Source organism: Tropicimonas omnivorans (assembly GCF_031846565.1).
Classification (GTDB): domain Bacteria; phylum Pseudomonadota; class Alphaproteobacteria; order Rhodobacterales; family Rhodobacteraceae; genus Tropicimonas_B; species Tropicimonas_B omnivorans.
On sequence record NZ_JAVRHL010000001.1, the window covers coordinates 286,585 to 304,320 of the forward strand.

The 17,736-nt window shown below is 67.6% G+C and carries 21 protein-coding genes; 11 read left to right on the forward strand and 10 right to left on the reverse strand.

Features of this window, described 5'->3' with window-relative positions; all coding sequences use genetic code 11:
* Positions 1-35 precede the first annotated feature (35 nt).
* Positions 36-848 (forward strand): type I methionyl aminopeptidase, encoded by an 813-nt coding sequence (map, locus tag RM543_RS01470; protein ID WP_311688941.1) that lies wholly within the window; start codon positions 36-38, stop codon positions 846-848.
* Between the two features lie 80 nt (positions 849-928).
* Here map and RM543_RS01475 read toward each other — a convergent pair whose 3' ends face one another.
* Positions 929-1,498: a transglycosylase SLT domain-containing protein gene (locus RM543_RS01475; protein ID WP_311689840.1), complete on the reverse strand. Its 570-nt coding sequence runs from the start codon at positions 1,496-1,498 to the stop codon at positions 929-931.
* A 245-nt stretch (positions 1,499-1,743) separates the two neighbouring features.
* Between RM543_RS01475 and hspQ the strand changes: the two genes are divergently transcribed.
* From hspQ to RM543_RS01495, 4 genes are all read left to right on the forward strand, one after another.
* A complete protein-coding gene (gene hspQ / locus RM543_RS01480; protein WP_311688943.1) occupies positions 1,744-2,070 on the forward strand; it encodes a heat shock protein HspQ in 327 nt (108 codons plus the stop codon).
* A 297-nt stretch (positions 2,071-2,367) separates the two neighbouring features.
* Positions 2,368-2,598 carry a DUF6732 family protein gene (locus RM543_RS01485; protein WP_311688945.1) on the forward strand — a complete coding sequence of 77 codons (231 nt, stop codon included), beginning with the start codon at positions 2,368-2,370 and terminating at the stop codon, positions 2,596-2,598.
* Positions 2,599-3,575: 977 nt separating this feature from the next.
* Positions 3,576-4,133, forward strand: coding sequence for a precorrin-8X methylmutase (locus RM543_RS18920; protein ID WP_432280428.1), 558 nt, complete (start codon positions 3,576-3,578; stop codon positions 4,131-4,133).
* 143 nt (positions 4,134-4,276) lie between these two features.
* Entirely contained in the window at positions 4,277-4,627 is a 351-nt protein-coding gene (locus tag RM543_RS01495; protein WP_311688948.1) for a hypothetical protein, read from the forward strand.
* Between the two features lie 3 nt (positions 4,628-4,630).
* On the opposite strand, the gene RM543_RS01500 is transcribed toward RM543_RS01495, so the two are convergent.
* The 3 genes from RM543_RS01500 to RM543_RS01510 all read right to left on the reverse strand — a co-directional run bounded on the left by RM543_RS01500 (position 4,631) and on the right by RM543_RS01510 (position 8,342).
* On the reverse strand, positions 4,631-5,800 hold the full coding sequence (locus RM543_RS01500; protein ID WP_311688950.1) for a MalY/PatB family protein: 1,170 nt from the start codon (positions 5,798-5,800) through the stop codon (positions 4,631-4,633).
* A gap of 78 nt (positions 5,801-5,878) precedes the next feature.
* Positions 5,879-7,933, reverse strand: a complete 2,055-nt coding sequence (gene recQ / locus RM543_RS01505; protein WP_311688951.1) for a DNA helicase RecQ — start codon at positions 7,931-7,933, stop codon at positions 5,879-5,881.
* A 121-nt stretch (positions 7,934-8,054) separates the two neighbouring features.
* A complete protein-coding gene (locus RM543_RS01510; protein ID WP_116085070.1) occupies positions 8,055-8,342 on the reverse strand; it encodes a YggT family protein in 288 nt (95 codons plus the stop codon).
* 142 nt (positions 8,343-8,484) lie between these two features.
* On the opposite strand from RM543_RS01510, the gene RM543_RS01515 reads away from it, so the two are divergent.
* Positions 8,485-9,018, forward strand: a complete 534-nt coding sequence (locus RM543_RS01515) for an acyl-CoA thioesterase (protein WP_311688954.1) — start codon at positions 8,485-8,487, stop codon at positions 9,016-9,018.
* Here RM543_RS01515 and RM543_RS01520 read toward each other — a convergent pair.
* Together RM543_RS01520 and ribA are read right to left on the reverse strand one after the other, a co-directional pair.
* Complete coding sequence (locus RM543_RS01520) at positions 9,015-9,509, reverse strand: L,D-transpeptidase family protein (RefSeq protein WP_311688956.1); 495 nt, start codon at positions 9,507-9,509, stop codon at positions 9,015-9,017. The two genes, RM543_RS01515 and RM543_RS01520, sit on opposite strands and share 4 nt — an antisense overlap.
* Entirely contained in the window at positions 9,506-10,579 is a 1,074-nt protein-coding gene (gene ribA / locus RM543_RS01525) for a GTP cyclohydrolase II (protein WP_311688958.1), read from the reverse strand. Before ribA ends, RM543_RS01520 begins: the two co-directional genes overlap by 4 nt.
* Positions 10,580-10,751: 172 nt before the next feature.
* Here ribA and RM543_RS01530 point away from each other — a divergent pair, with 172 nt between their 5' ends.
* From RM543_RS01530 to RM543_RS01550, 5 genes are all read left to right on the forward strand, one after another.
* On the forward strand, positions 10,752-11,438 hold the full coding sequence (locus RM543_RS01530) for a response regulator transcription factor (protein ID WP_116085063.1): 687 nt from the start codon (positions 10,752-10,754) through the stop codon (positions 11,436-11,438).
* Positions 11,439-11,650: 212 nt separating this feature from the next.
* On the forward strand, positions 11,651-12,439 hold the full coding sequence (locus RM543_RS01535) for an exodeoxyribonuclease III (protein ID WP_311688961.1): 789 nt from the start codon (positions 11,651-11,653) through the stop codon (positions 12,437-12,439).
* An 86-nt stretch (positions 12,440-12,525) separates the two neighbouring features.
* A complete protein-coding gene (trxA, locus tag RM543_RS01540; protein WP_311688962.1) occupies positions 12,526-13,452 on the forward strand; it encodes a thioredoxin in 927 nt (308 codons plus the stop codon).
* A 26-nt stretch (positions 13,453-13,478) separates the two neighbouring features.
* A complete protein-coding gene (locus RM543_RS01545) occupies positions 13,479-14,126 on the forward strand; it encodes an LON peptidase substrate-binding domain-containing protein (RefSeq protein ID WP_311688964.1) in 648 nt (215 codons plus the stop codon).
* An 86-nt stretch (positions 14,127-14,212) separates the two neighbouring features.
* On the forward strand, positions 14,213-14,368 hold the full coding sequence (locus tag RM543_RS01550; protein ID WP_232830824.1) for a Trm112 family protein: 156 nt from the start codon (positions 14,213-14,215) through the stop codon (positions 14,366-14,368).
* A gap of 112 nt (positions 14,369-14,480) precedes the next feature.
* Here the strand turns inward: RM543_RS01550 and RM543_RS01555 are convergent, their stop codons facing one another.
* From RM543_RS01555 to RM543_RS01570, 4 genes are all read right to left on the reverse strand, one after another.
* Complete coding sequence (locus RM543_RS01555; protein WP_311688966.1) at positions 14,481-15,047, reverse strand: L,D-transpeptidase; 567 nt, start codon at positions 15,045-15,047, stop codon at positions 14,481-14,483.
* 123 nt (positions 15,048-15,170) lie between these two features.
* Positions 15,171-16,214, reverse strand: a complete 1,044-nt coding sequence (locus tag RM543_RS01560; RefSeq protein ID WP_311688968.1) for a succinylglutamate desuccinylase/aspartoacylase family protein — start codon at positions 16,212-16,214, stop codon at positions 15,171-15,173.
* Positions 16,214-17,119, reverse strand: coding sequence for a 30S ribosomal protein S6--L-glutamate ligase (rimK, locus tag RM543_RS01565; protein WP_116085052.1), 906 nt, complete (start codon positions 17,117-17,119; stop codon positions 16,214-16,216). The genes RM543_RS01560 and rimK overlap by 1 nt, the downstream gene beginning before the upstream one ends.
* Positions 17,116-17,601 carry an ATP-dependent zinc protease family protein gene (locus tag RM543_RS01570; protein WP_311688971.1) on the reverse strand — a complete coding sequence of 162 codons (486 nt, stop codon included), beginning with the start codon at positions 17,599-17,601 and terminating at the stop codon, positions 17,116-17,118. Before RM543_RS01570 ends, rimK begins: the two co-directional genes overlap by 4 nt.
* Positions 17,602-17,736: the final 135 nt, after the last annotated feature.

The window sequence follows — 17,736 nt, forward strand, 5'->3', positions numbered from 1 at the left end:
TTGCGACCGACCAATCAGCACCGACGAGGCCCGGCGTGGACGATCTCCGCACGACACTGACGAAGGACGGCATCCGCCTTTACGCGCCAGAAGATTTCGCTGGAATGCATGCGGCCGGGCGCCTTGCCGCCGATATCCTCGACCGCATCGCCCCGATGATCGAACCGGGCCAGACCACCGGCGCGATCGACGACGCGATCCGCGGCATGATCGAGGACGCCGGAGCGACCTCGGCCACCATCGGCTACAAGGGCTATCAGCACGCCTCCTGCATCTCGCTCAATCATGTCGTCTGTCACGGCATTCCGGGCGACAAGAAGCTGAAGGACGGGGATATCCTGAACGTCGACGTGACCGTGATCGTGGACGGCTGGTATGGCGATACGAGCCGGATGTACGTCGCGGGCAAGCTGTCACGGAAGGCGGAGCGGCTGGTCCAGATTACCCACGATGCGCTGATGATCGGGATCGAGGCGGCACGGCCGGGCAAGACCTTCGGCGATATCGGCCACGCGATCCAGACCTTCGTCGAGGGGCATCGCATGTCCGTGGTTCGCGACTTCTGCGGCCACGGCCTCGGGCGCGTGTTCCACGCCCCGCCGAACGTGCTGCATTACGGGCGTGCCGGCGTCGGCCCCGTGCTCGAGGAAGGCATGTTCTTCACGATCGAGCCGATGGTGAACCTCGGCCGCCCGGAGACCAAGGTTCTCGCGGACGACTGGACCGCGGTGACGCGGGACAAGTCCCTGTCGGCCCAGTTCGAGCATTCCATCGGGATAACGGCGGACGGCGCGGAGATATTCACCCTCTCGCCCGGCGGCCTCTTTCACCCGACCCGACCCGCCTGACGCGGCCTCCGGCCCCCGGGCCGGGACGAACCGTGGAGCGATGCGGCCGCCCCCTCGGGCAGCCGCGTGCAGTCACCGGTTCAGAGCTTGCCGCAGGAGGCGAGCTGACCGCGATACATGTAGGCGCGGGACTGGACCTTGTTCGCCACGCCCACGAGCCAGCCCTTGCTGTTGTAGGTCCCGCGGCGGAAGCCCGAATGGCCCTCGTGGTAGGCGAGGTACTGGTTGCGCGCGTCCGTCAGGGGGATGCCGTTCCGCTGCACGGTCTTGTTCATGTACCAGCCCATGAAGTCCGTCGCGTCCTGGATCTTGTCGCGCTTGGCCCGGCGTCGCCGCTCCTCTTCGCGGTACTCGTCCCACGTCCCGTCCAGCGCCTGGCTGTAGCCGTAGGCCGAGCTCTGCCGTCCCATCGGGATCACGCCGAGCGCCCACTGGTAGGGCGTCCGGGCATCGCCGTCGAACTTGCTTTCCTGGTGGATCACGGCCATCTGGACATAGACCGGAACGCCCCACTTGCGCTGCGTCGCGCGCATGGCCCTCAGGTAGGCGGGGCGCTCGGCGACGATTGCGCAGGCGTTGTCCAGCCGGCTCGGTGGTGTCTTGTCGCCGGCGCAGCCCGTCAGGACGAGCGCTGCGAGTATCGTCAGCATCGGAAGAAGTTTCATGTCTGCCCGCTCGTTGGCCCGCCTCGTTGGACGGGCATCGTCCGTTTATGATTGCCGGTGAGCTTAGCGCCAAACATCACACTTTGGAACGCCCTCCTCGCTCACGATTTTGACGGTCGCGCGCCGAAACCTGCCGAACCGCGCAAGCACATTGTTTTCGGCCGTCAAACGTGGTCGAATTATTGAACCGGTTTAATAAAGATCAACAGCGACCGGTGCAGAAGGGCACGATGGAACACAGCCGCGCGAAATATCATCTCGGGCAGATCGTCCGGCATCGCAAGCATCCCTTCCGCGGTGTGGTCTTCGACGTGGACCCGGAATTCTCGAACACCGAGGACTGGTACGACTCGATTCCCGAGGACAACCGTCCGAAGAAGGAACAGCCCTTCTACCACCTGCTCGCGGAGAACGATCAGAGCTACTACGTGGCCTATGTCTCGGAGCAGAACCTGGAGCCGGACAATTCCGGAGAACCCGTCGACCATCCCGACCTGCCCGAGCTTTTCGGGGACTTCGAGGACGGGATCTATCCGCTGCACTTCCAGCTGAACTGAGGTCTTGCGGGGAAGTCCTCGGCGCCGCGCACTGGGTGGGGGCTATAACGACGCGGCACCGAGGGAAGCCTTAGCAGCTACGTCCTCCTGTCTCTACGTCACCCCGGACCTTTTGATGCTCGCAATCGGGCAATGTCTGGGCAATTGCGTCCGCGACGGTGGTTAATCCATGCAGGCCCGCCCGAACTAAGGCGAAGCCGTTTGCGACCGCGACGGAGTTGTCGCAAGATCGGCTGGCCCGCCGCGCGCACGCGTTACCCCTCCCCCGTCGCCGCGGCTTCGCTCCAAGAGGATGCCATGATTCGCACGACACTCGCACTGCCCGCCGCCCTCCTTCTGCCGACCGCCGCCACGGCCCATCCGGGACATGTCGCCGAAACGGCCGCCGGGCATGACCACTGGGTCGCCGGCGCGGCCATCGGGATCGCGATTGTGTTGTTCGCCTTGGGCATCTGGCGGGAAGTGAAGGGACGACGCGCCAACGCGGCCAAGGCGTCCAGGAAGACCGCCGACAACCAGGGCGCGTGAGCCGGACCGGCGCAAGAGCCGGCACGATGCAGGTCTTCGGCGCCTACCTCATGGTCGACTGGTCCGCCGCAGCGCAACCTCGAACCGGGCCTGACAGCATCTGGATCGCCCGACTGAGAGCGGGCGAGGTCCGGCCTGAGCTGGAGAACCCCGCGACGCGGGCGGAGGCGACGGACCGGATCCTCGCCATGATCGCGGAGGAACGGCGCGCGGGCCGGCGCGTCCTCGCGGGATTCGATTTCGCGCTCGGCTACCCCGAAGGCTTCGCCGCACCGTTCGGCGGGGACTGGCGCGGCGTCTGGTCCGCCATCGCCGCAGGCCTGACCGACGGCCCCGCGAACGCGAACGACCGGTTCGACTTCGCCGCACGGCTGAACGGCGCCTTCGAGGGAGACGGGCCGTTCTGGGGAAACGGGCTCAAGCGCGATGTGGACGGGCTGCCGCGGACGCGCCCGAAACCTGGGCCGCTGCCGCGCCTGCGTCACGCCGAGGCACGCGCGACAGGCTCGCAGGAGGTCTGGAAGCTGAACGGTATCGGCTCCGTCGGCGGGCAAACCCTGACGGGAATCGCCGCGCTCGAGCGTATCCGGCTGGAGACGGGCGCCCTCGTCTGGCCGTTCGAGGAGGTGCCGGCGGACGGTCTGTCCGAGGCCGCGGGAGCCTCCGGCGGGGGTATTTCGGGAAAGATGAACGTCGCGGGCGAGGATCTCGCCCCTGTCTTCGTGGAAATCTACCCATCCATGGTGAAGGTGCCTGCGCTGACGGGTAGGCCCCTCGATGCGGCGCAGGTCGCCGCTCTCGCGCGCGGGTTCTCGCGGCTGGATCTCGAAGGGCGGCTGGCGCGCATGCTGGAAGAGCGCGCCGAGCTGCCGCAGAAAGCCCTTCGGGAGGAGGCGAGCATCCTCGGCTTGGGCCATGAGACGGCCCTGCAGACCGCCATCGACCGGCCGGCGCCCATTCCGGGACCTGCCGAGGGCGTGGCGGGGCGCTTTGACACCGATCCGGCGACGATCCGGGCGAAGAGCTTCTCCGCGATACGGTCGGAGGCGCGCCTGGACCGGTTCGGGGCCGACATGCAGGCCGTGGTCGTGCGCCTGATCGAGGCTTGCGGCATGGCGGAGGTGGCTGACCGGCTCGCCTTCTCGGGCGGTGCGGCGACGCGGGGGAGGGCGGCGATGACGGATCTCGCGCCGGTTTTCTGCGATTGCGAGATGGTGGCGGCCGGGATCAGCGCAGGGGTTGCAACGGCCCGTGTCCGCACCGGCATCGCGCCGGACCGGCTCGGCGGCGCCGTGGTCGCCATCGGCAGTGATCCAGTGGCGCTCTTCAAACTGCTCGAATCGCTGGATGCAGGAGCGCCGCGGCCCGCCGTCATCCTGGCCTTTCCGGCCGGGTTCGTCGGCGCGGCGGAAAGCAAGGCGGAGCTGGCGGCCCGGCCGAGGGGCTGCAACTTCATCACGTTGCGGGGCAGGCGGGGCGGAGCCGCGATGGCCGCCGCAGCGGTGATCGCGATGGGCCGCGGCCTGGACGGCTGACCGCGATCGCTTACCCTACGTATAGGCCCTCGTGTGAACCTTCCATGAAACCTGAAGGTGGACGCTTGACTCGAAAACCACGGCGCGCATTTTCGATAGGAGGAGCGGCGAAGCGGGCCGCGAATTCGGGGGGAGGTCACGCCATGAACGATATTCTTCCAGACGCAGTCCTGCGCGGGCTCGACGAGGCGCGGCGCGCGCGGTCACGGAAATCCTCCCGGATGCGGGTGAAGGCGGGCGACCGCACCTTCGTGATCCTGCGCCACTGGGATGGCGGGTTCTCCCTCGATGCGACGGATGCGCCTGGCCTGCGCGGCCATGTCGACCTCTATGACGGACAGGCCCACGTCCGGCGCGCGCTCGTGATGAGCAGCGCCGAGGTGGACGGAGAGCGCATCTTCGAGATCAAGTCCTCCACCACCGCCATGACCGCGCCGCCGGCCGATTTTGCCGATGCCCCGGAGCCGCCGGCGGGGCTTCTGCCCGCCTACTGAGGCTTACTGAAGGTCGGAGAACGCGCTCTTCAGTCGTTCCGCCGCCTCTTCGACAAGGGCGCGGCGGGTGGCGAAGTTGAATCGCAGGAAGCTGCCGCCGCCGGAGCCGAAGGTCGGCCCGTGATTCGCCGCGATGCGGGCCTGACCCTCGACGCGGGACGCGGCCTCCTCGGCGCTCATCCCGGCCCCGCCGAAATCCACCCAGGCGAGATAGGTTGCCTCGAGCGGCATCGAGGCGAGGCCGGGAATGTCCGCGATGGCGGCGTCGAAGATCTTCCGGTTGCCGTCGAGATACGCGATCAGCTCGTCGACCCAGGCCGCGCCCTCCGGGGTGTAGGCCGCTTCCGCCATGTGCAGGCCGAAGGAGTTGGGAGAGAGCCCGAGGCCGGCGAGCGTGCCCGACAGCTTGGCGCGCAGGGTGTCGTCCGCGACGATCAGGTTGCCGGTATGACTGCCGGCGATGTTGAACGTCTTGGTGGTCGCGGTCATGGTCACCAGCCGGTCCTCGATGCCCGGCAGCGTCGCCATCGGGATGTGCGTCCGGCCGGGGAAGACGAGGTCGTGATGGATCTCGTCGCTGATCAGGATGAGGTCATGCTTGCGGCAGAACTCCGCGATGGCCTCCAGCTCCTCCGCCGTCCAGACGCGGCCGCCGGGATTGTGGGGGGAGCAGAGGACGAACATCGTCTCCCGCCCGGTCAGCGCTGCCTCCCATTGGTCCGTATCGAAGGTGTAGCGCCCCTCCGTCAGCGTCATGTCGCATTCGGTGACACTGCGCCCCGCAGCCTCGATGACGCGGGCGAATGCGTGGTACACGGGCGTCATCAGAACGACGGCATCCCCCGGAGCGGTGAAGCTCTGGACGCAGATGCCGGTGCCGTTGACGAGGCCGTGTGTGGTGAGGATATGCGCGGGATCGACGGTCCAGCCGTGGCGCTCGCCCATCCACCAGACGATCGCGTCGCGGTAGGAGGCGTCATCCCCGTAATAGCCGAAGACGCCGTGATCGGCCATGTCGGCGACGGCCCGGCGGACACACTCGGGCGGGCGGAAATCCATGTCCGCGACCCACATCGGGATGCCGTCCGCCGGGGAAACGCCGTAGACCTTCTCCATCATGTCCCACTTCGCCGAATGGGTGCCGCGCCGCTCGATGGGATCGTCAAAGGACATGAGGGGTCTCCGTCTGCTCGTGCTGTCTGTTGGCGCCGGACCCTAGCGGACGGGGCGCCCGGCACAAGAGAGCGCCGCTCAGGCCCCGGCGTCGATCTCGGACAGAAGCGCGGCTCCGAAGCGCTCGGTCTTTGCGGCATCCATTCCGGGCACGCGCTCCAGATCATCGAGGCTCGCGGGCCGGCGCTCGGCGATGCGGCGCAGGATGGCGGGAGAAAGGGTCAGGTACTTGCCGGAGCCGTCCTCCCCGCGGGCGAGGCGAAGCTGAACGTCCTGGAGGCGGTCGAAGAGCTCCCCCTCGGGGCGGCCGGCCAGGCGCATGCGCTGGGGGTGGAGCGCATCGGGTGCCCCTTCGCCGGCGATGACGGACAGGAACTCCGCGCCGTAGCGTTCGAGTTTCTTCTCGCCCACACCGCCGATCCGGGCCATCGCGTCGAGACTCTCGGGCCGGCTCTGCGCCATCTCGATCAGGGTCCGGTCGTTGAAGACGACATAGGCCGGGACGCGCTGCGCCTCCGCCAGCGCACGACGCTTGGCCTTGAGGGCGGACAGCAGCGGCGCATCCTCATCGGCGACCAGCGCGCGCACGACGGGGCCGGAGGATTTGCGCTCCATGGCGTCCCGGCGGAGCGTGACGGGCGACTCGCCGCGCAGCACGGGCCGCGCCGCCTCGGTCATCCGCAGCGCGCCGTGGCGCGTGGGATCGGGGCGGACGAGGTCCCGACCCATCATCTGGCGGAAGACGGCGGTCCATTGCGGTTTGCCGAGGTCACGGCCGACGCCGAAGGTCGGGAGCGCGTCATGCTGACGCTGGCGGATCTTGTCGGTCTCGTTGCCGGTGAGGATGTCGATCAGGTGCCCCGCGCCGAAACTCTCGCCGGTGCGCAGGATCGCCGAGAGCGCCTTGCGGACGGCGTCGGTGCCGTCGAACGTCGCCGGAGGCTTGTCGCACAGATCGCAATTGCCGCAGGGCGCATCCACCTCCTCCCCGAAATAGCCGAGGAGCGTGCGGCGGCGGCATTCGAGCGCTTCGGCCAGGCCGAGCAGGGCATTGAGCCGCCCGTGATCGGCTTCCTTGCGTTCGGGCGGAGCGAGGCCCTCGTCGATCTGGCTGCGGCGGAGGCGGATGTCATCGGCGCCGAACAGCGTCAGGGTTTCGGCCGGCGCACCGTCCCGCCCGGCGCGGCCGATCTCCTGGTAATAAGCCTCGATGCTCTTCGGCAGGTCCGCGTGGGCGACCCAGCGGATGTCCGGTTTGTCCACGCCCATTCCGAAGGCGACCGTGGCGACGACGATCAGGCCGTCCTCCGTCTGGAACCGCTCCTCCACGTGGCGCCTGGGCTCCGCGTCCATCCCGCCATGGTAGCAGCAGGCCTCGTGGCCGGCCTCCCGCAGGGCCTGCGACAGGGATTCCGTCTTCGCACGGGTGCCGCAATAGACGATGCCGGCGCGCCCCGGTCGGGCGGCGGCGAAATCGAGGATCTGGCGACGGGGGCTGTTCTTGGCGGCGAAGGCGAGGTGGATGTTCGGCCGGTCGAAGCCGCGCAGGAACGTGACAGGCTCGATCCCGGCGAAGAGGCGGGTGACGATCTCCGCCCTTGTCTCGGCATCGGCGGTCGCGGTGAAGGCGGCGAGCGGAACGCCGAGGCTTTCGCGCAAGGTGCCGATGCGGAGGTAATCGGGGCGGAAATCGTGACCCCACTGGCTGACGCAATGCGCCTCGTCCACCGCGATGAGGGAGACGCCGGCGCGCCGGAGCATCCGCTCGGTCCCGGCCGAACCCAGGCGTTCGGGCGCGAGGTAGAGGAGCTTGAGCGTGCCCTCGTCCAGGCCGCGCCAGATCTCGTCCCGCTCCTCTTCCGTGCTCGCCGACGTGATCGCACCGGCCTCGACGCCGGCGGCCTTCAGCGCGCGGACCTGATCGCGCATGAGCGCGATGAGGGGGGAGACGACGACCGTTAGGCCGTCCCTGACGAGCGCGGGAAGCTGGTAGCAGAGGGATTTCCCGCCGCCCGTCGGCATGATCGCGAGGACGTTCTCCCCCTCCGCCACGGCGGTCACGATCTCCCCCTGCCCGGGGCGGAAATCGTCGAATCCGAAAACGGAACGGAGAAGCTCTGCTGTGCCGGTCATGCTATGGGGAGCCGGGATCTGGGAGGGGCGGGCCTTCTGTCACACGCGGGCACCGAAGGGGCAAGAGCGCCCCCGTCTGCGCGGCAGCGCCCCTCCGGAGTATTCCGCGAAAGACGGAACGTCAGCGCAGGCCGAAGGCGGCGGGCAGGATGATCGTGCGGAGCGCGATCACGATCAGGAAGGCGACGAGGGGCGCCAGGTCCAGCGGGCTGGTATCCGGAAGAACGCGGCGGATCGGCGTGTAGACCGGCTCGAGCAGCTTGTTCAGACCTGTCCAGATCGAGCCGACGAGGGGCTGGCGATAGTTCAGCACGTCGAAATTGAGCAGCCAGCTCATGATGATGTGGACGATCATGATGAAGTAGATCGCGCCGAGGATGAGCTGGAGAATCTCATAGATCGCGTACATGGGCAGGACGGCTCCTCGGGCATGGCATGTTCGGGCCGGTCGTAGGTAAGCCCGCGGGCCGTGTCGCGCAACAGCGGGACCTGCGCAATTCGACGCGTCGTCATGCTTGACCGCCCGCCGGGCTGAGGGACAGGTCGGTGACATGTATCCCATTGTCCGCCTTGCCAGAGAAGTTCTGCGCGCCCGCCGCATGCCGCCGCTCGGCGTGGACGGCATGCATGTCTCCCACCACATCGTGCTGCCGTGGGACATCGATCCCTGGAAGGAACTGAACAACGGGCGGACGCTGACGCTCTACGATCTCGGACGGATCGGATTGTTCACCCGGTCGGGCGCCGTGAAGCGGATGCGGGAGCATGGCTGGGGGGCTGCGATTGCCGGCGCCAGCGTGCGGTATCGCAAGCGGCTAACGATGTTCCAGAGGTTCGAACTGCGCTCCCGCGTGATCGGCTGGGACGCGCGGTTCCTCTATGTCGAGCAGGGCGCGTGGAGCCGGGGCGACTGCGCGAGCCACGCGCTCCTGCGGGTCGCCATCCTCGCAGGCGGGCGGATGAAGGCGGCGACGGAGGTGGCAAGCGAGCTCGGTCTCGGCGCCTCGCCGGAGCTGCCCGACTGGGTCGTGGCCTGGGGCGAAGCGGATGCCGCCCGGCCATGGCCGCCGACCATGGGCGCCTAGGGGACGATCAGCCGTGTGCCGGGACGGATGCGGCCGGCGATCTCGTGGAGATCCTTTCGCTCCAGCGCGATGCAGCCCTCCGTCGGATAGCCCGGACGCCTCCATTCATGGATGAAGATGGCGGAGCCGCCGCCGGGGACGGGTGCGGTCAGGTTCCAGTCCACGATCAGGACGAGATCGTAGAGCGGGTCCGCGCGGCGCAGTGTTTCATGTGAAGCACCGAAGGGCGCGCGTACCGGGCGGTTGTAGGCCGGGTGCCTCGGATCGTCGCACCAGAGGTCACGGGGACCGATCGGTCTCGACCAGTGCGCCGGGCGCGGAATGCGGTCCGGGCGATAGACCATGCCGACAACGCGGTGCGTGCCGCTGGGTGTTGCGCCGTCTCCCTCGCGCTTCTGTCCCGTGACGCCGCCCCTGCCGATGCTGCAGGGCCAGAGGCGTCCGGCGAAACGCAAACCCCGGGGCGTCAGGACGAGGTCGCGGGGGCTCACAAGAGGTGCCCAGACTTGGCGGCCTTCGTCGCGAGATAGGCCTTGTTCTCCGCCGTCGCGCCGCGGATCAGGGGGACGCGTTCGGTCACCGTCACGCCGCAATCCTCCATCATCCGCACCTTGGCGGGGTTGTTCGTCATCAGCCGCACCGCCGGGATCCCGAGGCGATCGAGGAGCGCCGCGCCGATGCGGAAGTCCCGCTCGTCGTCCTCGAAACCGAGGCGATGGTTCGCTTCAACGGTATCGAAGCCCTGGTCCTGAAGGGCGTAGGCCCTCATCTTGTTGGCCAGTCCGATGCCCCGGCCTTCCTGGTTGAGATAGAGCAGGATGCCCGCCCCCTCCTCTCCCATCGCGGCCAGCGCCCCGCGAAGCTGGGGACCGCAGTCGCATTTGAGGGAGCCGAGGAGATCGCCGGTGAAGCAGGCGGAGTGCAGGCGCGTGAGGACGGGCCGTGCGGGGTCCGGTTTTCCGACAGCGATGGCGTAGTGCTCCTCGCTGCCATCGGTCGGCCGGAAGACATGGAGGCGCCCTGCCCCGGCGAGGGCCATCGGAAGGCGCGCGGACACGACACGGTCGAAGTCCGGCGGGCCATGGCGGGCCGGAGCAACGTCGAGGTCGAGCAGCGTGACATCCTCGGGGGCCGCCCCCTTCAGCGGCAGGACGAGGGCGGAAGGCAACAGACGCGCTTCCTTCGCGAGGGCAATGGCGGCCCGGTGGAGCGCTGCTTCGCCGCCCCGCTCGGACGTGAACGGGCCCTTCATCGGCGTTTCGAGGTCGCCGGAGGGGTCGGCCACGGCGCGGGCCCAGGCGACGCCGGCCGTCCGCGGGACCGCGAGACGCGCGAGATCGCCGTCATAGGCACGGGCCTTCAGCGTTTCCGCCCGCCGTGCCGTGATCGCGAGCGTCGCGCCGCCGGTCTCCCGCATCCCCTCGAAGCGCGTCTCCGTGACCGTCTCCACCGCCGCGACGAGCGCGGTCTCTCCACCCGAGCGCAGGGCGACGGCGAGGCCGAGGCGCAGGTCGGCGCGGGCGCGGGCTCTGAGTTCCAGCGGGGTGGGATTGAGGCTCATGGCGACAGCTCATGTAGGGATCCTTGCGTCGCCGTCCTATGCCGATCCGAAACGATTTGAAACATTATCCACCTCTGCGACACATCGGTGTGAGATGGTTGCAGCATTTCTTGCCGGGTGCGCGCTTCACGCCGACATCACGATCATAACAGGGAAATGCGAGGCAGCAGTAATGGCACAGCTCAAGAAGATCCTGCTCGTCGACGACGACGAGGACCTGCGCGAGGCGCTGAGCGAGCAGCTCGTGTCGACCGAGGATTTCGACGTGTTCGAGGCCGCGGACGGCGCTCAGGCGATGGAAAAAGCGAAGGAGGGGCTCTACGATCTCGTGATCCTGGATGTCGGCCTTCCGGACACCGACGGCCGCGAACTGTGCCGCCGGATGCGCAAGCAGGGGGTGAAATGCCCGATCCTGATGCTCACCGGGCAGGACAGCGACGCGGACACGATCCTCGGTCTCGACGCCGGCGCGAACGACTACGTGACCAAGCCCTTCAAGTTCCCGGTGCTACTGGCTCGCATCCGGGCGCAGCTTCGGCAGCACGAGCAGTCCGAAGACGCGATCTTCCAGCTCGGGCCCTATTCCTTCCGTCCCTCGATGAAGGTCCTGACCGACGAGAACGACCGCAAGATCCGCCTGACGGAGAAAGAGACGAACATACTGAAGTTCCTCTACCGCTCCCCCGAGGGGGTGGTCCCGCGGGATGTCCTTCTGCACGAGGTCTGGGGCTACAATGCGGGGGTCACGACCCATACGCTCGAGACCCACATCTACCGCCTTCGCCAGAAGATCGAACCGGACCCGTCCAATGCCCGCCTCCTCGTGACCGAGAGCGGCGGATACCGCCTCGTCGCCTGAGACGGATCGAGGCCGATGACGACGTGCGTCGCCCTGAGAGGGCGGCGCGGTTCCTTTCAGGGCGGCGGCCGTCCTTGGCCGGCCGCTGCTCCGCCACCTTCCGCACGGGTCAGATCGGCGGGCGCCCCCGGGCCGACCCTCCCTTCGCCTAGACCTTTCCGCCCCAACGGGGATACGTAGCGCCTCCCGCCTTGCCAGAGGAGCGCGCGCCGATGTCCTTCACCCTCGCCACCTGGAACATCAATTCCGTCCGTCTGCGGGCCGCGCTGGTGTCGCGGCTGCTGACGGAGGAAGCGCCGGACATCCTGTGCCTGCAGGAGTGCAAGTCGCCGGTGGAGAAGATCCCGGCGGAGACGTTCCATGCGCTCGGCTACACCCACATGATCGCGCGGGGTCAGAAGGGATACAACGGCGTCGCCATCCTCTCGAAGCTGCCCATCGAGGATGCGGGGGACAAGGATTTCGCGTCGCTCGGCCATGCGCGGCACGTTGCCGGGCGGCTCGAGAACGGCGTGACGATCCACAACTTCTACGTCCCGGCGGGCGGCGACGTGCCGGACCGGGAGCGCAACGTGAAGTTCGGCCAGAAGCTCGACTACCTCACCGAGATGAGGGACTGGTTCCGCGCCGAACGTCCCGAGAAGGCGATCCTCGTCGGCGATCTGAACATCGCCCCGCGGGAAGACGACGTCTGGTCGCACAAGCAGCTCCTCAAGGTCGTCTCGCATACACCCATCGAGGTGGAGCATCTGGGACAGGCGCAGGAGGCCGGCGACTGGGTCGACGTCACGCGGGCGCATATTCCCGAGGGTCAGCTCTACTCGTGGTGGTCCTACCGCTCCCCGAACTGGGATGCGGCGGACAAGGGGCGCCGGCTCGATCACATCTGGGCCACCGCGGATATCGCCGGCGCTGCGCATTCGAGCCGCGTCCTGCGCGCGGTGCGCGGCTGGGAGCAGCCGTCGGACCATGCGCCCGTCTTTGCGAGTTTCGATCTCTGAGAGGGCAGCGAGCTGACGGGGCCGGGTTGCAAGACGGGGGTTGCTGCTCCATCTAATGCGGCGTTCAACGCCACGCGAGGATCCCCATGATCGGTTTCGGCAATTCGCCGCAGGATGCGGCCAACACGGCGGACGACGTCATCCGCGACGTCACCGAAGCAACCTTCATGGCGGAGGTGGTCGAGGCGAGCCAGACCATCCCCGTCATCGTCGATTTCTGGGCGCCGTGGTGCGGCCCCTGCAAGACGATGGGCCCGATGCTGGAAGAGGCCGTCCGCGCCGCCGGCGGCAAGGTCCGCATGGCCAAGGTTGACGTCGACCAGAACCAGCAGATCGCCGCGCAACTTCGCGTGCAGTCGATCCCCACGGTCTACGCGTTCTTCAAGGGGCAACCCGTGGACGGCTTCCAGGGCGCCGTGCAGCAATCCGAGATCCAGGACTTCGTGAAACGGCTCGTCGACATGGCGGGCGGCACCGAGGAGGGCGGCGGGCTGGCCGAGGCCGTCGAGGCTGCGGAGGCGATGCTGGCCGAAGGGGCCGCCGAGGATGCCGCGCAGACCTTCGCCGCCGTGCTCGGCGAGGAGCCGGAGAACGCCGAGGCCCATGGCGGCCTTGCCCGCGCGCATCTGGCGATGGGCGATATCGACAAGGCCGAGGGGGTTCTGTCCACCGCGCCCGACGCGATCTTCAAGTCCGCCCCGCTCGAAGCGGCCCGCGCACAGGTGGCCCTCGCGCGGCAGGCCGAGAATGCCGGTCCGGTCGCCGACCTGCGCGCCAAGGTGGACGCGAACCCCGATGACCACCAGGCCCGCTATGACCTCGCGACGGCGCTACAGGCCGGCGGCGAGACCGAGGCGGCCGTGGAGGAGCTCCTCGAGCTGTTCCGGCGCGATCGGGAGTGGAACGACGGCGCCGCGAAGACGCAGCTCTTCACCATCTTCGACAGCCTCAAGCCCACGGATCCCTTGGTGCAGAAGGGCCGACGGCGCCTCTCTTCGATGATATTTGCCTGACGCCTTTGCCCCGCTAGGTCTGAGCCATGCTTTCAGCCAGCGACCTTCCAAAGACGATCCCGATCTTCCCGCTCCCGGGCGCGCTCTTGCTGCCGCGCGCCCGGTTGCCGCTCCATATTTTCGAGCCGCGCTACCTGCAGATGCTCGAGGATACGATGAAGACGTCCCACCGTCTCATCGGCATGGTCCAGCCCCGCGAGGTGCCCGGCGGTGAGGCGCGCAAGCTCCACCGGATCGGCTGCTCGGGGCGCCTGACCGGCTTCTCGGAAACGGAGGACGGGCGCTACATGATCACGCTGACCGGCGTCTCGCGCTTCCGCATCCTGTCCGAGAACGACAGTTTCGCGCCCTACCTCACGGCCGATGTCGAGTGGACGCCATTCGCCCGCGACCTTGGCCACGCCGAGACGGATTCGCGCTTTTCGCGCACCGACTTCATGACAAAGCTCAATCGATTCTTCGATGCCCGCGGTCTTTCGACGGACTGGGACAGCCTGAAGGACGCCGAGGACGAGCTTCTGATCAATTCGCTCTCCATGCTCTGCCCCTTCGACGTGGAGGAGAAGCAGGCCCTTCTGGAGGCTCCGACACTGGCGACGCGCCGGGAAACTCTGGTCACGCTGATGGAATTTGCGCTACGGCGGGGCGACGGTGGCGAGGAGATGCTGCAATGACGACCGAAATCAGGGGGCCCGAGGCGGGCCCGGTGATCGACGGGGCCGAAGAGGGCGACGTTCCCAGCCCCGACTTCGACCGCAAGATGCTGGAAGCGCTGGTATGCCCCCAGACCGGGGCGCAGCTTGCATGGCATGCGGAAACGATGGAGCTCGTCTCCAAGAATGCGGGCCTCGCCTATCCCGTGCGCAACGGCATTCCGATCATGCTGGTCGACGAAGCCCGACGGCTCGACGACTGAGCTGCAGGGCGCCGAGCCTGGCCGCATGGCCGGCGACCTGACTGCACGGAAGACCTCATGAAAAAAGGCCGGGAGATGTCCCGGCCTTCTTCAGTCTGACGGCCAACCGCTCTTACGAGTGAATGGTCACTTTCGTTCCCACCGGCACCCGCTCGTAGAGATCTTCGATATGCGCGTTGACGAGGCGAACGCAGCCGGAGCTTACGGACTGACCGATGGACCACGGCTGCGGCGTTCCGTGAACGCGGTACATCGTGTCGCGGCCGTTGCGATAGAGATAGAGCGCGCGCGCGCCGAGCGGGTTCTCGGGACCACCCGGCATTCCGCCGGCGAACTGGGCGTACTTGTTTGGCTCGCGGCGGATCATGTTCGCTGTCGGCGTCCAGCTCGGCCATTCCGCCTTGCGACCGACCGTGACGGTGCCGCTGAGATTGCGGCCCTGCTCGCCCACGGCCACACCGTACCGGATCGCCTGACGCTCGCCCGTGATCCAGTAGATCACCTTGTTCCGCACATCGACATGCAGCGTGCCGGGGCGGAACTCGGGAAGAACCTCCACGACCTGAGCCTTGTACACATCCGGCAGGGTGAAGCCCTGGGAGGTGGCGGCGCGTGCGGCGGCGGGAAGGGTCGTCGCGGCAGCGGCCGCAGTAGCGAGGAAATGTCGGCGGGGGATCATCACATGTCTCCGGGCAGATCGAATGACAGAGTCTGGCAGCTCTTTGAATTGTTAATGCCGGAGGGTCCACAAAGTTCCCGAAACCGATCTTGACACGGCGGACACTCGCCTGATCACGGCATCTCAGATGATCTCGTCCTCGTCGAAGAGGGGGTCCGCCTCGAGTTGGGCGGAGTATTGCTCCATCGCGCTTTCGGCCCGGGCGAAGGAGTGCATCTCGGCGAGATGGAAGATCGCGTCCCCCTCGTTGACGATGGGCATGTTGGCCCGACCGACGATTATTCCCTCCCGCGGCGCGAGGATCTCGCTCTCCACGGTGCCGAACGGGTCGGCGACCGCGGCGATCACGTCCCCCTCCCCCACGATATCCCCCGTGGTGCGGAATGCCCGCAGAAGGCCGCCACGCGGCGCCCTCAGCCACTCGGACTTGCGGCAGCGCAGCGGCGCGGAGCGCGGCTTCGAGACACCCCGGCTTCCGACCATCCCGATCTTGTGCATCACCCGCAAGATGCCGCGCATGCCGGCGCGCGCGCCCATCTCGTCGAAGCGCAGGCCCTCCCCCGCCTCGTAGAGCAGGATCGGGCGGCCCCGCTTCGCCGCCTCCGCGCGAAGGGAGCCGTCCCGCAGGCCGGACGTCAGGATCACCGGCGCGCCGAAGGTCTCGGCCAGCTCCATCAGTTGCTCGTCCTGTCCGGCGATGCGGATCTGCGGCAGGTTCATCCGGTGGATCGCGGCGGAATGCAGGTCGATCCCGATATCGGAGCGCATCACCACCTCGGTCAGGAACAGGTGCGCCAGCCGTGCGGCCAGCGAACCGCCGGCGGATCCGGGAAAGGAGCGGTTGAGGTCGCGCCGGTCGGGAAGGTAGCGCGAGTGGTTGAGGAAGCCGAACGTGTTCACGATGGGCACCGCCAGGATCGTCCCGGCGATCGACCCGAGCTGACGGAGCTTCAGCAGTCGCCGCACGATCTCGACGCCGATCACCTCGTCGCCGTGGATCGCGGCGGAGACGAAGATCACCGGGCCGGGCCTCCGCCCATGGACGACATGGACGGACATCGTCACCGGCGTATGGTCGGACATCACCGCCACGGGCAGCTCCACCGTCGCCCGCGTTCCGGGGGCGACGGAGTGACCCGCGATGACGAAATCTTCCCGTTTGGGCATCATCCGCGACCCTTCGTGCGCGTCTTGCCCTCCTTCGCGGTGCGTTCGATGAAGTCGATGATCTTGCCGGCGATATCGAGGCCGGTGGCCTTCTCGACACCTTCGAGACCGGGGGAGGAGTTCACCTCCATCACGACCGGGCCGTGATTCGAGCGCAGCATGTCCACGCCGCAGACATTCAGGCCCATCGTCTTGGCCGCGCGGATCGCGGTCGAGCGCTCCTCCGGGCTGATCTTGACCTGCGCAGCGCTGCCGCCGCGGTGGAGGTTGGAGCGGAACTCGCCTTCGGCCCCGGTCCGCTTCATCGCGGCGACGACCTTGCCGCCGACCACGAGGGCCCGGATGTCGGTGCCGCCGGCCTCCTTGATGAATTCCTGAACGAGAATGTTCACCCCGGCGCCGCGGAACGCCTCGATCACGGATTTCGCGGAGCGGTCGGTATCGGCGAGGACCACGCCGATCCCTTGCGTGCCTTCGAGAAGCTTGATGACCATGGGCGCGCCGCCGGCGAGCTTCAGCACCTCCTCGGTCTGCTTCGGATCATGGGCGAAGAGCGTCACCGGAAGGCCGATCCCGTCCCGCGCAAGGAGCTGCATGGAGCGCAGCTTGTCCCGGCTGCGCCCGATGGCGACGCTTTCGTTGAGGGGAAAGACGCCCTGCATCTCGAACTGCCGCAGGACGGCCGTGCCGTAGTAGGTGACCGAGGCGCCGATCCGCGGGATCACCGCGTCGAAGCGGGGCAGCTTCTCCCCGTTGTACCAGACCTCCGGACGCCGCGACGCGATGTTCATGTAACAGCGCAGCGTGTTGATCACCTGGATTTCGTGCCCCCGCGCCTCTGCTGCCTCGACGAGGCGCGTATGGGAGTAAAGCTTGGGGTTAACGGCCATCATGGCGAGCTTCATATCGCGTCCTTCGCGTCGGAGGGTGACTTGGCTTTGTGTGTCGGGCGGGGACGGGTCATGAAAGACCGGCCGGCATCCACGAGGATGTTCCGCTTCCGGATCGCGGTCCGACCGAGAATGATCGGATGCCGCATCCCGCCGCGATGGGCAAGGGACAGCTCTATCTTCCACCGCCGGCCTGCGATGACGAGCCCTGTCGAGATGACATGGCGGAGCTCAGGCTTTCCCGACGTATTGGTGATTTCGCGCTGCCCCAGCAACACCGCTTCGCAATCGAAGGCGCGCGGCAGGCCGGCATGGGGCACGTGGAAGCGCACCCAGCTTTCGCCGTCCTTCTCGAAGGGAACGATGCGGGTCGCGTGGATCGCCGATGTCCTGGCGCCGGTGTCGATCTTGGCGACGAGTTCGGGGATGTCGAGATCCGGCAGTCCGGCGCGCTCGCGCCAGCCGATCACGGTCGGGGTGGTCGGTCGTGTCGGCATGGGGCCGTCTGTCCTTTCGCACGTCCCCCGTTCGTCGGAGGGCATCGCAACGATAGCGTATCGGGAGCGCGCGCCAAGCTTGCCCGGAACTGACAGCCTTCTTGAGCGGTTGCCCTGAAATACAGCGGCACCGCC